Genomic DNA, 13,463 nt, shown 5'->3' with positions numbered 1-13,463 from the left:
CCGCCGCCGGATTCGGGCGCGGGGCACGCGGCACCGGCGACCTGCCCCGCCCCGGCGCACCCCGCCCGTCCGCGTGCGGCCCGCCCTGCCCCGCTCCCGCCCGCCCGGCCCGTTCGCGCCCGCTCCGGCCCGCCCGGCGCATCCGTGTCGGAGCGGTGCGACTGCCCGGCGTGCCCGGGGCGTTACGGTGGCGGGCAGGTGGGCTGGCGAAGGGATCGGGTGATGGCGGACCGGCGTGCGGTGCTGATTCCGGGGCGGGGCTACGACACCCGGGCGCCCCTGTTCGCGTACGTCGGCGAGGCGCTGCGCCGGACCGGCTTCGACACCCACGAGATCACCTGGCAGGTGCCGTCCGACCTGGGCGCGGACCGGGCCGGGCCCTGGGTGGCCGAGCAGGTCGCCCCGGCGTTGGCGGAGCCGGCGCACCTGCTGGTCGGCAAGTCACTGGGCAGTTTCGCCGCCCCGTTCGCCGCCGACCGGGGGCTGCCGGCGGTGTGGCTCACCCCGCTGCTGCGCCGCGCCGACGTCACCGAGGCGCTGGCCCGTGCGACCGCCCCGTTCCTGCTGGTGGGCGGCACCGCCGACGCCCTGTGGGACGGCACCCAGGCCCGCCGGCTCAGCCCGCACGTGCTGGAGGTCGACGGGGCCGACCACTCGCTGCTGGTGCCCGGTCCGCTGGCCCGCTCGGCGGAGGTGCTGGGCATGGTCTGCACCGCCGTGGAGGAGTTCCTCGGCGGAGCCGGCTCGGGCGACTGAGCCGCCCCGCTCTGGGCTGCCCCGCTCGCAGCTGCCCCGCTCGATGAGCTGCGCGGCTCAGATGAGCTGCGCCGCGTAGCCGGCCGCGGCGAGCACCCGCTCGTCCCCCGTCGCCGCGTGGGCGTCCAGCACCGCGTCGGCGAGCTTCACCACGTGCTCGTCGCCGTGCCGGGCCGCGCGGGCGAAGACCTCCGCCGGGGTGCCGGGGGCGACGGCCGGTGGCGCGACGCCGGCCGGGGAGGCGTACACGGCGGTCACTGCCGCCGTCGCGGACCAGGCCGCGGCGAGGCTCGGCGCCCAGAGCCCGGGGTCCAGCTCCGGCAGCGTACGCAGCACCGCCGTCGGCGCGGTCACCGCGTGCACCAGCATGACGGGTTCCGCCTGCCCGTACCGGAGGTAGTCGAGGCTCGCCCGGTGCACCAGCTCGGCGAGCCCCCGCTGCGCCTCGGCCGGGGTCCGCGCGGGGCGCAGCGCCGCGAGCGACGACCCCCATTCGGGTACGTCCGGCAGCCGGCCCAGCCGCTCGCGGATGCCGCCGCTGCGGTCGGCGATGCGGGGCAGCCCGGCCAGCGCGGCGGCCACCCCGGTCTCGCCGTTCTCCCCGGACACCCCGCTCTTCCCGACGGGAGGTGCCGCCGGCGGCAGGGACGCGCCCGGTACCGGCTGCCAGCGCGCGGCCCAGTAGGCGAGGGCCTGGCCGAGTTCGGTGCGCCGGTCCGGGCTGGTCTCGTCGGCCCGCAGCGCCCGCACGGCGTGCCCGACCCGGATGACGCCGTGGGTGGCCCCGGCGGCGATGCCGGGCAGGAGCCGGGGCCACCAGGTGCCGAGGATGTCCCGCCAGGGCCGTTCGTGCAGTTCCCGGTCGAAGTGGGCGAGCCAGTCGCCGGCCCGCTTCGGGTCGCCGAGGGCGGCCCGCCAGTCGTCGATCGGCCGGAGGCCGCGCGGCAGCTCGTCGAGCCGCCGCAGGTAGGCGTCCAGCCAGCGGTGCACCTTGGCGTCGTGCCCGTGCCGGGCCAGCGCCTCGACCGCCATCGGGCCGTGGTTGGAGAGCCAGCCCTCGAATTCCGGGCCGGTGCGGTGCAACCGCCGGTACGCCTCGTCCAGGATTCCGTCGTCCATGCCCCGATCGTGCGACGTGAAGTTTGGTTTAGGTCAACCCTCGGGCGCGGTCAGCCGGTCACCCTCGACCAGGCCGTGTATCCGCAGCTCGGCGGCGAGGGCGGGCGGGCAGTCGACCACCACGGCGGAGGTGCCGAGGACCTCGGCGCCCCGGGCGGCGCAGATCGCGTACAGGGCGTGCAGTTGGGCGGCGGTGGCCACCCAGTCGTCGACCACCAGCACCCGGTCGCCGGGGCCGAGGTGCCGGTCCCGGACGCCCAGGTCGACCCGGCGGCCCCGGAAGTCCGGCGGGCTCTGCGCCCAGGTCGTCGCCCCGGCGGGCAGCCTCCCGTCTTCCGCCTTGTGCGCGGGCGCGAAGCCGACCCCGAGGGCGGTCGCGGCGAGCGGGCCGAGCAGCAGCCCGGTCACGGCGGGGGCGAGCACCACGGTCGGTCGGGCGTCCCGGAACGGGGCGGCCAGGGCGGGCCCGAGCCCCGCCAGCACCGCGGGGTCGCGCCACCAGCCGGAGACGTCGCTGACCAGGTGGGTGCTCTGCGGGCCGGGGTCGACCCACCGGAACAGCTCGACGAGGCGTTCGCTCAGCTCAGCGGGCATGCCGACCATCCTGCGTCAGATCGACGCCCGGTGTGGTCCGGCCCACCCGGGGCCGAGCGGGCCACGCCGCCTCGGATGATCGGCCACACGTATGCGAGCAAATGCCACCATAGCGCCATGATCACGTTGACTTCGGAAGTGCTTCTCTCGTTACGGTCCGGGCCGGTTTGTTCTCCAGGACTTCGCCCTGAACAACGACTTCGTTAGCCACGACGAAAGGACCGGGCCCGTGGTTGGTAGGCACTCCCGTACCCGATTGTTCTCCTCGCCGGCCGGGATCGCGGCCACCGCGGCGGTCGGCGTCGCGCTCGCCGTCGGTGGCACCGTCGGCGCGGTGAGCCTGACCTCCGGTGAGGCGGCCCCGCAGCCGACCGTCGCCGACGTCCCGGCGAGCGCCCCCACCACCGCGGTCACGCCCCCGGCGTCGCCCAGCCCGAGCGCCAGCGTCCCGCCCAGCCCCAGCCCGTCGCCGACGGTCACGGCCAGCCCGAAGGCCACCCGGAGCCAGGCCGCCTCGCGGAGCAGGCCGCGCACCGCCGCGCCGAAGCCGGCCCCCACCACCAAGAAGCCCACGCCCACCCGCAACGTCGTCGACAGCGGCTCGTGCGGGGCGTCCTTCTACGACGAGGGTCAGCTCACCGCCAACGGGGAGAGCTTCGACCCGAGCGCCATGACCGCCGCCCACAAGACCCTGCCGTTCGACACCATGGTCCGGGTGACCAACCCGGCCAACGGCAAGTCGGTCACCGTCCGGATCAACGACCGGGGACCCTTCATCGACGGCCGCTGCCTCGACCTGTCCCGGGCCGCGTTCGCGGCCATCGCCTCCGTCGACGTCGGCGCGCTGACCGTGAAGTACGAGGTCCTGGGCTGAGCCGATGACCTCGGGCGGGGCGGCGCGACCGGGGCCGGACCGGCCGCCGCCGGTGACCCGGCCGGGCAGAACATCCTCGGCCGACGGGCCAGGCTCATTCACCGGTTCACGTCCATCAGGCATGCTGTCCCTCGTACGCATGCATGCCTTCCAGTCGGGCCGTGGCCCGCTGAGCCCCGGATCCCGCGCCGGCCTCGGCGCGGCCCTCGTCCTGCTCGCGATCATCTCCGGCGTCGAGCTGGCGGACGGCCGCTGGGCGCACTACGTGGCGCTGATGGTCGCCGCCCCGTTCCTCGCCGCGGCGCTCGCCTCCTGGCGGGTGGTGCTGGGGGTGGGTGCCGCCGCGACCGCGATCGGGTCCGCCTTCGCCCTCGCCGAGCCGAGGACGTCGCTGGTCACCGCCGTCAACGTGGCCGGCATCGCGCTCGCCACCGGCATCGCGGCGGCGGTGGCCGCCGTGCGGCAGCGGCAGGCCGAGCAGATCGCCGAGCTGTCCAAGCTGGCGGCGGTGGCCCAGCAGGCGGTGCTGCGTCCGCTCGGCCCGCAGGTGGGGACCCTGGCGGTGGCGGGACGCTACATCTCCTCGACGGCGACGGCCGAGATCGGCGGCGACCTGTACGAGGCGATCGACACCCCGTACGGCGTCCGCATGATCATCGGTGACGTGCGCGGCAAGGGGCTGGACGCCGTGCGGCTGGCGAGCATCGTGCTGGGCTCGTACCGGCACGTCGCGTACGAGCGGGCCGACCTGCGGGCGGTGGTCGCCGACCTGGACCGGGCGGTGGCCCGCAACGTCGGCGACGAGGACTTCGTCACCGCCGCCCTGGTCGAGGAGCGGGGCGGCACCCTCACCATCGTCAACTGCGGCCACCCGTCGCCGCTGCTGCTGCGCCGGGGCGCGGTGATCCCCCTCGAACCGCCCGCGCCCGCGCCGCCGCTGGGCTTCATGCCGGTCGTGCGGCCCCGGGTCGAGCGCCTGGAGCCGGGCGACCGGCTGCTGCTGTTCACCGACGGCCTCGGCGAGGCGCGCCGGGACGGCGAGTTCTTCCCGACGGCCGACCGGGCCTGGCGGCTGCTCGGCCACGGCACGGTCGGCGACGGGCTGGCCTCGCTGGAGACCGCCCTGGTCGAGTGGGTGCACGGCCGGCTCGACGACGACATCGCCCTGGTCCTGATGGAGTACGCCGGCCACAGCGGCGGGGTGACCGCCCCCGTGCCGAGCTGGGAGGTCGGCGCGGCCGAGGGCTGAGGCAGCTTCTTCGCCGCCCGGTTGCGCCCGGTCCCGGGCGGGGTTCCGACCCCGCTCCCAGACGGCCGAAGCGCGGGTGTGTAATCGCCGTCACTTCCACGTTGAGCTTGTCGCTGCCTACCCGCGAGTAATACAGTCGGGGTTACTGATCGGTAACACCTGTCCGGGAAGCGGGGCCAGCGAGCATGACCCACTACAAGAGCAACCTCCGGGACCTTGAGTTCAACCTCTTCGAGGTCTTCGGGGCGGACCGGGCGTTCGGCCAGGAGCCGTACTCGGATCTTGACGTCGACACCGCGCGCAGCTTCCTCGTCGAGGTGGACCGCCTCGCCCGCGAGGACCTCGCGGCGAGCTACTCGGACAGCGACCGCAACCCCCCGGTCTTCGACCCGGCCACGCACACCGCGCCGCTGCCGGAGCCGTTCAAGAAGTCGTACCGGGCGTTCATGGAGTCCGAGTTCTGGCGGCTCGACCTCCCGCCGGCGCTCGACGGCACCAACGCCCCGCGCGCCCTCTGGTGGTCCCTCGCCGAGTTGGTGCTCGGCGCGAACGCCCCCGTCTGGATGTACGCCTCCGGCCCGTCCTTCGCGCACGTGCTGCACGTCGAGGGCACCGAGAGCCAGAAGAAGTGGGCCAAGCTCTTCATCGACAAGCAGTGGGGCTCCACGATGGTGCTCACCGAGCCCGACGCGGGCTCCGACGTGGGCGCCGGCCGCACCCGGGCGATCCCGCAGCCGGACGGCTCGTGGCACATCGAGGGCGTGAAGCGCTTCATCACCTCCGGCGAGCACGACCTCAGCGACAACATCGTGCACTACGTGCTGGCCCGCCCGGTCGGCGTCGAGGGCGTCGGCGGCCCCGGCACCAAGGGCCTGTCGCTCTTCGTCGTGCCGAAGTTCCACTTCGACCCGGAGACCGGCGAGCTGGGCGAGCGCAACGGCGTCTACGCCACCAACGTCGAGCACAAGATGGGCATCAAGGTCTCCAACACCTGCGAGATGACCTTCGGCGAGCACGGCGTGCCGGCGAAGGGCTGGCTGCTCGGCGACAAGCACGACGGCATCCGGCAGATGTTCATGATCATTGAGTACGCCCGGATGATGGTCGGCACCAAGGCCATCGCCACCCTCTCCACCGGCTACCTCAACGCCCTCGAATACGCCAAGAACCGCGTCCAGGGCGCCGACCTCGTCCAGCAGGCCGACAAGACCGCGCCCCGGGTCACCATCACCCACCACCCCGACGTGCGCCGCTCGCTGATGCTCCAGAAGTCGTACGCCGAGGGCCTGCGCGCCCTGGTCTGCTACACCGCCTCCTGGCAGGACCAGGTCGCCATCGCCGAGGCGGCCGGCGACGAGCAGGCGACGAAGATCGCGAAGCGGGTCAACGACCTGCTGCTGCCGCTGGTCAAGGGCGTCGGCTCCGAGCGGGCGTACGAGATGCTGGGTCACGAGGCGCTACAGACCTTCGGCGGCTCCGGCTTCCTCCAGGACTACCCGCTGGAGCAGTACGTCCGGGACGCCAAGATCGACACCCTGTACGAGGGCACCACCGCGATCCAGAGCCTCGACCTGATCTTCCGCAAGATCGTCCGGGACAACGGCAAGGCCCTCATGACGGTCGCCGGCGAGATCCAGGAGTTCATCACCTCCGAGGGCGGCAACGGCCAGCTCAAGCAGGAACGGCAGGCGCTCGGCAAGGCGCTCGCCGAGGTGCAGACCATCCTCGGCGTGCTGACCGGCTGGCTGGGCGAGGCGCAGGGCGGCGACGCCCGGGCGCTCTACAAGGTGGGCCTCGGCAGCCGCCGGTTCCTGCTGGCGATCGGCGACCTGGTCGTCGGCTGGCTGCTCCAGCGGCAGGCCGACGTCGCCCTGCGCGCCCTCGCCGGCGAGGTCTCCGCCGCCGACAAGGCGTTCTACACCGGCAAGGTGGCCGCCGCGAAGTTCTTCGCCCGCGAGGTGCTGCCCCGCCTCGGCGCCGACCGGCGGATCATCGAGAACACCGACCTGGAGCTGATGGACCTCCCGGAGGAGGCGTTCTGAGCCGCTGACGCACCACAGCGGCCTCCAGACGGCCGGCGAGTCCCCCAACTCGCCGGCCGTCGCCTTCCCGCCCCGTCTCGTCGGCCGTCGCAGTCCTGCCCCGTCTCGTCGGCCGTCGCCGTCCTGCCCCGCTTCGGCGACCCGTGCCGAACGGTCCCGCGTGTCCCCCATCGCCGGTCGTATCCCGGGTACTTGCCCCGTCGGGTGGGTAACCGAGGCCCGGACGTCGTCAGTGAACGCCCAGAGCCACCGCACGTGGGGGTGCAGCGCACATGGGCATTGGTAGTGGAATCTTCCTCATCGCCATCGGCGCGATCCTGACCTTCGCCATCCGGGCCAACGTCTGGTGGGTGGATCTGCGCGCGGTCGGCTGGGTCTTCATCCTGGCCGGGTTGGCCGTGCTGCTCACCACGCTCTGGTTCTGGCAGGACCGGCGCAAGCGGGCGCGCACCCTGATCGTGGAGGAGAACAGGCTGTCGCATCCGACCGCGATGATGCCGCCTCCGCCCGACCCGCCTCCGCCCACGGCACCGCCCTCCTGAGGCCCGCCGGCCCGCCCGCCCGGGCCGGCCCGCGCCGCCCGGGCCGGGCGGGCGCACCTCGGGCGTTCGCAGGTGTTAACAGGGGGCCCCTGTACAACGGAATGCGTTAACAGGGGGCCCTTCCTTGCGCCTCAGGCGCGGGCGGTGTGGCGGGCCACGATGTCCGCGCGGCGCAGCTCGGCCCACGGGACCGGTGCGCGGTGCACCACCAGGTCGGTGGTGCGCAGCCCCTCCTGGTCCGCGCGTTCCGGGTCGAGCAGCGCCGAGAGCAGCGAGATGCCCGGGTTGTGGGCGACCAGCAGCACCGTCGCCGCCTCCGCCGGGGCCGACCGGACCAGCGCCAGCAGCTCCGCCGGGCGTGCCTCGTACGCGCCCGGCTCGTAGCGCACCTGCGGCGCGGGGCCGGCCGGCCCCGCCTCGTCCGCCGAGCCGGTCATGCCGAGCTGCACGCCGTGCCAGGTCTGCCGGGTGCGCCGCGCGGCCGAGCAGAGCACCACGTCGGGCAGCAGGTCGTGCCGGGCCAGCCAGGCTCCGGCGGCGGCCGAGTCGGCGTGCCCCCGCGCGGTCAGCGGTCGCTGGACGTCCGGGCCGTTCCCCGGCGCCTCCGCCTTGGCGTGCCGCAGCAGCACCAGTGTCCGTTCCGTCCCTCCGGCGTCCGTCATGGGCCCAGCTTGCCCGATTGACGATCGGAGCGCCTGGGTATGTCGATGGGTGCCGCAACCTCATCCATGGCCGCGGTGGGTAGCAGCGCCAGCTGACAGCCAAGGAGGCGACGAAAATGGGCATTGGTGCCAGCATCTTCCTCATCGCGCTGGGTGCGATCTTCGCGTTCGCCGTGCAGGCCGACCTGGGGTGGCTGAACCTCGGCGTCGTCGGCTGGGTGCTGATGCTCGCCGGGGTCGTCAGCCTGCTCACGACGCTCTACTTCTGGAACCGGGGCCGCCGGACGGTGGTCGCCGCGCCGGTGCGCCAGAACCGTGTGGTCGCCGACCGGGTCGTGCCGGTGCAGGGCGAGCCCGTGGTCCAGGAGTACCGCGAGGTGCGCCGCCCGGGTCGCACGGTCTGACCGGTCCCCGGCCCGCACGGGCCGCGACCGCCCACGACTCCGGGGGCCCCGCAACGGCGCGGGGCCCCCGGCGCGTGCCCGGGGCAGGGTGTCAGGGCGGGTTGACGGGGGTGCGGGCTCAGGCGAACAGGGCGAAGTAGATCGCGATGTGGTGGCAGATCGCCGCCACCAGCGTGCAGGCGTGGAAGAACTCGTGGTGACCGAAGACGGTGGGCCACGGGTTGGGCCGGCGCAACGCGTAGAAGACGGCGCCGACGCTGTAGATCGCGCCGCCGACGGCGAGCAGCACCAGCGCGGTCACGCCGCCGGAGTGCAGGATCTGCGGCAGCATCGCCACCGACACCCAGCCGAGCGCCAGGTAGAGCGGTGCGGAGACCCAGCGCGGCGCGTGCGGCCAGACCAGTTTCACGGCCACCCCGCCCAGCGCGCCGCCCCAGACCAGGGCGAGCATGGTGGTCGCCTGCCGGGCGTCCAGCAGCAGGACGCAGAACGGGGTGTACGTGCCGGCGATGAACACGAAGATCATCGAGTGGTCCATCCGGCGCATGATCTGGTAGCCGCGCTCGGACCACACCCGACGGTGGTAGAGCGCGCTGGTGCCGAAGAGGCCGCAGACCGTCAGGCTGTAGATGAGGCAACTGGCCAGGGGGGACCAGCCGGGGCGGCTGGCGGCGATGGCGCAGAGCACGATGCCGCAGACGAGCGCGGCGAAGAACGCGTAGGTGTGCAGCCAGCCGCGCATCCGCGGCTTCCCGATGTCGACCGGCTTGAGTCGAAGCGGTGCGGAGGTCGTCACGCACCTAGGTTACGGCACCGTAGGTTACCGTCAAGTAGTGCTGATCGTCACCGGATCCAGGGGTCCGGTGGCCCTGCCGGAGCCACCCGTCGGGAATCATGGCGGGATGCGGATCCGGCCCGTCGGCGCGCACGCCCTGCTGCTCGACTGCGACGACACCGACCAGGTGGAGGCGTGGCGCGCCGAGCTGACGCGCCGCCGCGCCGCCGGCGAGCTGACCGCGGTCGAGATCGTCCCGGCGGCCCGTACGGTGCTGCTCGACGGGGTGCCCGACCCCGACCGGGCCGCCACGCTCGTGGCCCACTGGACGCCCTACCCCGCCGACCCGGGGGGATCCGCCGGCGACACCCCCGCCGCCGGCACGACGCCGACCGGCGGCACCCCGCCCGCCGAGGTCGAGGTCCCCGTCACGTACGACGGAGCGGACCTGCCCGTCGTCGCCGGCCACTGGGGCGTGGACGTGCCCGAGGTGATCGCCCGCCTCACCGGCACCCCGTTCCGGGTGGCCTTCTGCGGGTTCGCGCCCGGGTTCGCGTACCTGACCGGGCTGCCGCCGGAGTGGGCGGTGCCCCGGCTCGCCACCCCCCGCCCCCGGGTCCCCGCCGGCTCGGTCGCGCTCGCCGGCCCGTACGCCGGGATCTACCCCGGCGCGTCGCCCGGCGGCTGGCTGCTCGTCGGCCGCACCGGGCTCACCCTGTTCGACGTGACCGTCGACCCGCCGGCCCGGCTCGCCCCCGGCACCCGGGTACGCCTGGCGGCGACCGCGTGACCCGCCCGCCCGATCCCGGCCCGGCGCGCCGGCTGGAGGTGCTCCGGGCCGGGGCGCTCACCACCGTGCAGGACCAGGGCCGGCCCGGCTGGGCGCACCTCGGCGTCCCCCGGTCGGGGGCGCTCGACCCGGCCGCCCTGCGGCTGGCCAACCGCCTCGTCGGCAACCCGGAGGACGCCGCCGGCCTGGAGGTCACCCTCACCGGCTGCACGCTGCGCCTCACCCGGGCCGGCACGGTCGCGCTCACCGGCGCGGACGCCGACGTGTGGATCGGCGACGGACGGCTGGGCGACGGACGGACCGGTGACCCGCACACCGGTGACCCGCACACCGGCGACGCGCGGCGGACCGGCCCCCGCCCGCACCTCGGCGACCGGCCCGGAGACGTCGGCCGCCCCCTGGCCGTGCCCGCCGGGGCGACCGTGCGGATCGGCCCGGCCCGCACCGGACTGCGCACCTGGCTCGCCGTCGCGGGCGGGATCGCCGTGCCGCCGGTGCTCGGCAGCCGGTCCACCGACACCCTCTCCGGCCTCGGCCCGCCCCCACTGCGCGACGGCGACGTGCTGCCCCTCGGCGACCCGGCCGGCGACCCCGCCCCCGTCGACGTGACCGTCGGGCGGCCCGCCCCGCCGCTGCTGCGGCTCCGGCTGCGCCTCGGGCCCCGCGACGACTGGTTCACCCCGGCCGCGCTCGACCGGCTGCTCGGCACGCCGTACACGGTGAGCCCGGTCAGCAACCGGGTCGGCGCGCGACTGACCGGCGTGCCGCTGCCCCGCGCGATCGCCGGGGAACTGCCCAGCGAGGGCCTCGTGCTCGGCGCGGTGCAGGTGCCCGCCGACGGCCAGCCGCTGATCTTCCTCGCCGACCATCCCACCACCGGCGGCTACCCCGTCGTCGGGGTGGTGGACGACGTGACGCCGCTCGCGCAGGCCCGCCCGGGGACTACGGTGACGTTCCATGGACCTCAACGCTGACCTCGGCGAGGGATTCGGCATCTGGCGGCTCGGCGACGACGAGGCGCTGCTCGACCTGATCACCTCGGCCAACGTCGCCTGCGGCTTCCACGGCGGCGACCCGTCCACCATGCGCCGGGTCTGCGCCGCCGCCGCCGGGCGCGGGGTCGCCGTCGGGGCGCAGGTCGGCTACCGCGACCTCGCCGGCTTCGGCCGCCGACACATCGCGTACGCGTTCGGGGACCTGCGCGACGAGACCACCTACCAGCTCGGCGCGCTCGACGCGTTCTGCCGGGCGTACCGCACCCGGGTCCGCTACCTGAAGCCGCACGGGGCGCTCTACCACGCCGTGTCGGCCGACGAGTCGCAGGCCGCCGCCCTGATCGCCGCCATCGACGACTACGACCGCGACCTGCCGGTGCTCTGCGCCCCCGGCTCGGTGCTCGCCCAACTCGCCACCGGTGCCGGCCTGCGGGTGATCGCCGAGGGCTTCGCCGACCGGGGCTACCTGCCCAACGGCACGCTGGTGCCCCGCACCGCCCCCGGCGCGCTGGTCACCGACCCCGAGCAGGTGGCCGCCCGGGCCGTCCGGATGGCCACCGAGCAGACGGTGGTGGCCGTCGACGGCACCGTCGTGCCCTGCCCCGTCGAGTCCATCTGCCTGCACGGCGACACGCCGGGCGCGGTGGCGTCCGCCGAGCTGGTGCGGGCCGCGCTCCTCGACGCGGGGGTCACGCTCACTCCGTTCGCGTGAAAGGAGGGGCACCCTGTTAACGCCTTCTGTATAGGAAGGGCCCCTTCCTAACGCACCCAGCGCCGGCGCGCGGGCGGCCGCGCGGGGGCGGCCGGCGGGGCGCAGGCTGTCAGGCGTCGAGGCCGCGCAGGACCAGCGGGAGCCGCGCCGGGCCGCCCTCGACGACCCGCACCGGCACCCCCCAGTCCTGCCGGGTCAGGTGGCAGGCCGCGTGCTCCACGTCGGCGTCGCACGTCGCCGCCTGCGCGGTCACCTGGAGCACCCCGCCGGCCACCGACCCGTCGACCACCAACCGGCGGGACAGCTCCGTGCCGGTGCCCGCCCCCGCCACCAGCAGCTCCGGCGGCGACGCCGAGACCACCAGCCGCGTCGACGGCCCGTACGTCTCGTCCAGCTTCTGCCCCGGCGCCGGGGTGAAGACCACCTCAAGCGTCACCTCGCCCGCCGCCACCTCCATCGGCTTCCGCTCCGTGCGGTGCCGCGGGCCGTCGACCGTGCTCGCCCCCACGGCCGACAACGCGCCCGGGGCCAGCCGGGTCAGCCGGTGCGCCGCCGACTCGACCACCAGCACCCCGCCGTCGGCGGTCAGCACCACGTCGCTCGGCTCGGCGAGCCCGTCGGCGACCGTCGACACCTGCCCGGAGGTCGGGTCGAAGCGGCGGACCGCCCCGTTGTACGTGTCGGCGACCAGCACCGAGCCGTCGGGCAGCGCGCACACCCCCAGCGGGTGCTGGAGCAGCGCCCGGTCGGCCGGGCCGTCGACGTGGCCGAAGTCGAACAACCCCTGCCCGACGGCGGTGCCCAGGACGCCGTTCTCGACGTACCGGATGGCGCTGGTCTCGCTGTCGGCGACCCACAGCCGGCTGCCGTCGGCCGAGACCGAGAGGCCGGACGGCTGGGCCAGCCACGCCTCGGCCAGCGGCCCGTCCCGCAGCGCCTCGACGGTCGTGCCGGCGTACATGCCCGCCGTGCGGCGGATCGGGTCGAACCACCAGAGCTGGTGGATGCCCGCCATCGCGACGATCAACCGGTCGTCGTACCAGGCCAGGTCCCAGGGGGAGGAGAGGTCGACCGAGAGCGAGTCGTGCGCGTGGTCGTCCACCGTGGAGCGCCACTGCCGGCCGGTGCCGGCGACGGTCACCACCTCGCCGGTGGCCAGCCGCACCCCGCGCAGCAGGTGGTTGACGGTGTCGGCGACGACCACGTCGTACCCGGCCACCTCGGCCACGTGCTCCGGCAGCCGGCAGAGCCCCTGCGGCTCGGAGAAGGTGGCGACGCCGGGCGGCCCGTCCGCGCGCCCCCGGACGCCCGCGCCGATCCGGCGCACCAGCGTCTCGCCGTCGGGGGCCAGCTCGACCAGGGAGTGCCGGGCCGAGTCCGACACGAGCAGGTGCCCGCCGTCGAGCGCGAGGGCCTTGCCGGGGAAGCGCAGGGCCGTCTCCGGCTCGGCGGGCGGCACGTACGGGCCGTCGCCCCGGTGCAGGGTGCCCTTCGCCTCGTGGGTGGCGACCAGCTCGTCGACCAGCCGCGCCAGCCCTTCGGCGTGGCCCTCGCCGGCCATCGTGGCCACCACGTACCCCTCGGGGTCGATCACGGCGAGGGTCGGCCAGGCGCGGGCCGCGTACTGCTGCCACATGTCCAGCTCGGGGTCGTCGAGGACGGGGTGGTGCACGCCGTACCGCTCGACGGCGGCGGCGACGGCGGCCGGGTCCTTCTCGTGTTCGAACTTCGGCGAGTGGATGCCGACGACGACCAGCACGTCGGCGTACTTCTCCTCCAGGGGGCGCAACTCGTCGAGCACGTGCAGGCAGTTGATGCAGCAGAAGGTCCAGAAGTCGGCAATGGTGATCTTGCCGCGCAGGTCGGCCAGCTTCAGGTCCCGCCCGCCGGTGTTCAGCCAGCCCCGTCCGCGCAGCTCGGGAGCCCGTACTCGTGCGCTCATGCCCCCA

14 protein-coding genes are annotated in these 13,463 nt (G+C 74.8%); 9 read left to right on the top strand and 5 right to left on the bottom strand.

Annotation, left to right across the window (positions count from 1 at the left end; translation table 11 throughout):
- Nucleotides 1-222: 222 nt before the first annotated feature.
- Nucleotides 223-756: an alpha/beta fold hydrolase gene (locus tag HDA31_RS29410; protein ID WP_178062774.1), complete on the top strand. Its 534-nt coding sequence runs from the start codon at nucleotides 223-225 to the stop codon at nucleotides 754-756.
- A 57-nt stretch (nucleotides 757-813) separates the two neighbouring features.
- On the opposite strand, the gene HDA31_RS29405 is transcribed toward HDA31_RS29410, so the two are convergent.
- Both HDA31_RS29405 and HDA31_RS29400 read right to left on the bottom strand, forming a co-directional pair.
- Nucleotides 814-1,875: a questin oxidase family protein gene (locus HDA31_RS29405; RefSeq protein ID WP_178062775.1), complete on the bottom strand. Its 1,062-nt coding sequence runs from the start codon at nucleotides 1,873-1,875 to the stop codon at nucleotides 814-816.
- A 33-nt stretch (nucleotides 1,876-1,908) separates the two neighbouring features.
- Nucleotides 1,909-2,469 (bottom strand): phosphoribosyltransferase family protein, encoded by a 561-nt coding sequence (locus HDA31_RS29400; RefSeq protein ID WP_178062776.1) that lies wholly within the window; start codon nucleotides 2,467-2,469, stop codon nucleotides 1,909-1,911.
- A 229-nt stretch (nucleotides 2,470-2,698) separates the two neighbouring features.
- Between HDA31_RS29400 and HDA31_RS29395 the strand changes: the two genes are divergently transcribed.
- The 4 genes from HDA31_RS29395 (at nucleotide 2,699) to HDA31_RS29380 (ending at nucleotide 7,176) form a co-directional block, all read left to right on the top strand.
- Nucleotides 2,699-3,343 (top strand): septal ring lytic transglycosylase RlpA family protein, encoded by a 645-nt coding sequence (locus HDA31_RS29395; protein ID WP_178062777.1) that lies wholly within the window; start codon nucleotides 2,699-2,701, stop codon nucleotides 3,341-3,343.
- A gap of 121 nt (nucleotides 3,344-3,464) precedes the next feature.
- Nucleotides 3,465-4,592 (top strand): PP2C family protein-serine/threonine phosphatase, encoded by a 1,128-nt coding sequence (locus tag HDA31_RS29390; protein WP_074475655.1) that lies wholly within the window; start codon nucleotides 3,465-3,467, stop codon nucleotides 4,590-4,592.
- A gap of 185 nt (nucleotides 4,593-4,777) precedes the next feature.
- Nucleotides 4,778-6,634 (top strand): acyl-CoA dehydrogenase, encoded by a 1,857-nt coding sequence (locus HDA31_RS29385; protein ID WP_178062778.1) that lies wholly within the window; start codon nucleotides 4,778-4,780, stop codon nucleotides 6,632-6,634.
- 272 nt (nucleotides 6,635-6,906) lie between these two features.
- Nucleotides 6,907-7,176 (top strand): DUF6458 family protein, encoded by a 270-nt coding sequence (locus HDA31_RS29380; RefSeq protein WP_043961115.1) that lies wholly within the window; start codon nucleotides 6,907-6,909, stop codon nucleotides 7,174-7,176.
- A gap of 131 nt (nucleotides 7,177-7,307) precedes the next feature.
- On the opposite strand, the gene HDA31_RS29375 is transcribed toward HDA31_RS29380, so the two are convergent.
- On the bottom strand, nucleotides 7,308-7,838 hold the full coding sequence (locus tag HDA31_RS29375) for a SixA phosphatase family protein (RefSeq protein WP_074475653.1): 531 nt from the start codon (nucleotides 7,836-7,838) through the stop codon (nucleotides 7,308-7,310).
- A gap of 116 nt (nucleotides 7,839-7,954) precedes the next feature.
- Here HDA31_RS29375 and HDA31_RS29370 point away from each other — a divergent pair, with 116 nt between their 5' ends.
- Nucleotides 7,955-8,242 carry a DUF6458 family protein gene (locus HDA31_RS29370; RefSeq protein WP_178062779.1) on the top strand — a complete coding sequence of 96 codons (288 nt, stop codon included), beginning with the start codon at nucleotides 7,955-7,957 and terminating at the stop codon, nucleotides 8,240-8,242.
- Between the two features lie 118 nt (nucleotides 8,243-8,360).
- Here the strand turns inward: HDA31_RS29370 and trhA are convergent, their stop codons facing one another.
- Entirely contained in the window at nucleotides 8,361-9,038 is a 678-nt protein-coding gene (gene trhA, locus HDA31_RS29365; protein ID WP_178062780.1) for a PAQR family membrane homeostasis protein TrhA, read from the bottom strand.
- Nucleotides 9,039-9,144: 106 nt separating this feature from the next.
- On the opposite strand from trhA, the gene HDA31_RS29360 reads away from it, so the two are divergent.
- The 3 genes from HDA31_RS29360 to HDA31_RS29350 are packed head-to-tail and all read left to right on the top strand — an operon-like array spanning nucleotide 9,145 to nucleotide 11,514.
- The gene (locus tag HDA31_RS29360) at nucleotides 9,145-9,807 is read left to right on the top strand and encodes a 5-oxoprolinase subunit B family protein (RefSeq protein ID WP_178062781.1); all 663 of its coding nucleotides are present in this window, start codon (nucleotides 9,145-9,147) and stop codon (nucleotides 9,805-9,807) included.
- Nucleotides 9,804-10,781: a 5-oxoprolinase subunit C family protein gene (locus HDA31_RS29355; RefSeq protein ID WP_246384249.1), complete on the top strand. Its 978-nt coding sequence runs from the start codon at nucleotides 9,804-9,806 to the stop codon at nucleotides 10,779-10,781. Before HDA31_RS29360 ends, HDA31_RS29355 begins: the two co-directional genes overlap by 4 nt.
- Nucleotides 10,765-11,514 carry a LamB/YcsF family protein gene (locus tag HDA31_RS29350; RefSeq protein WP_178062782.1) on the top strand — a complete coding sequence of 250 codons (750 nt, stop codon included), beginning with the start codon at nucleotides 10,765-10,767 and terminating at the stop codon, nucleotides 11,512-11,514. Before HDA31_RS29355 ends, HDA31_RS29350 begins: the two co-directional genes overlap by 17 nt.
- A gap of 109 nt (nucleotides 11,515-11,623) precedes the next feature.
- Here HDA31_RS29350 and HDA31_RS29345 read toward each other — a convergent pair whose 3' ends face one another.
- On the bottom strand, nucleotides 11,624-13,456 hold the full coding sequence (locus tag HDA31_RS29345; protein WP_178062783.1) for an NHL domain-containing thioredoxin family protein: 1,833 nt from the start codon (nucleotides 13,454-13,456) through the stop codon (nucleotides 11,624-11,626).
- Nucleotides 13,457-13,463 lie beyond the last annotated feature (7 nt).

The sequence above is a fragment of the Micromonospora carbonacea genome (assembly GCF_014205165.1).
Classification (GTDB): Bacteria; Actinomycetota; Actinomycetes; order Mycobacteriales; family Micromonosporaceae; genus Micromonospora; species Micromonospora carbonacea.
The sequence above is the reverse complement of the archived record's forward strand: the minus strand, read 5'-3'. Positions and strand labels throughout refer to the sequence as shown.

Excerpts from the sequence above, each read along its gene's own strand:
- HDA31_RS29410 (WP_178062774.1), top strand. The coding sequence starts at position 223 with ATGGCGGACCGGCGTGCGGTGCTGATTCCGGGGCGGGGCTACGACACC.
- HDA31_RS29405 (WP_178062775.1), bottom strand. The coding sequence starts at position 1,875 with ATGGACGACGGAATCCTGGACGAGGCGTACCGGCGGTTGCACCGCACC.
- HDA31_RS29400 (WP_178062776.1), bottom strand. The coding sequence starts at position 2,469 with ATGCCCGCTGAGCTGAGCGAACGCCTCGTCGAGCTGTTCCGGTGGGTC.
- HDA31_RS29390 (WP_074475655.1), top strand. The coding sequence starts at position 3,465 with ATGCTGTCCCTCGTACGCATGCATGCCTTCCAGTCGGGCCGTGGCCCG.
- HDA31_RS29385 (WP_178062778.1), top strand. The coding sequence starts at position 4,778 with ATGACCCACTACAAGAGCAACCTCCGGGACCTTGAGTTCAACCTCTTC.
- HDA31_RS29380 (WP_043961115.1), top strand. The coding sequence starts at position 6,907 with ATGGGCATTGGTAGTGGAATCTTCCTCATCGCCATCGGCGCGATCCTG.
- HDA31_RS29375 (WP_074475653.1), bottom strand. The coding sequence starts at position 7,838 with ATGACGGACGCCGGAGGGACGGAACGGACACTGGTGCTGCTGCGGCAC.
- HDA31_RS29370 (WP_178062779.1), top strand. The coding sequence starts at position 7,955 with ATGGGCATTGGTGCCAGCATCTTCCTCATCGCGCTGGGTGCGATCTTC.
- HDA31_RS29360 (WP_178062781.1), top strand. The coding sequence starts at position 9,145 with ATGCGGATCCGGCCCGTCGGCGCGCACGCCCTGCTGCTCGACTGCGAC.
- HDA31_RS29350 (WP_178062782.1), top strand. The coding sequence starts at position 10,765 with ATGGACCTCAACGCTGACCTCGGCGAGGGATTCGGCATCTGGCGGCTC.
- HDA31_RS29345 (WP_178062783.1), bottom strand. The coding sequence starts at position 13,456 with ATGAGCGCACGAGTACGGGCTCCCGAGCTGCGCGGACGGGGCTGGCTG.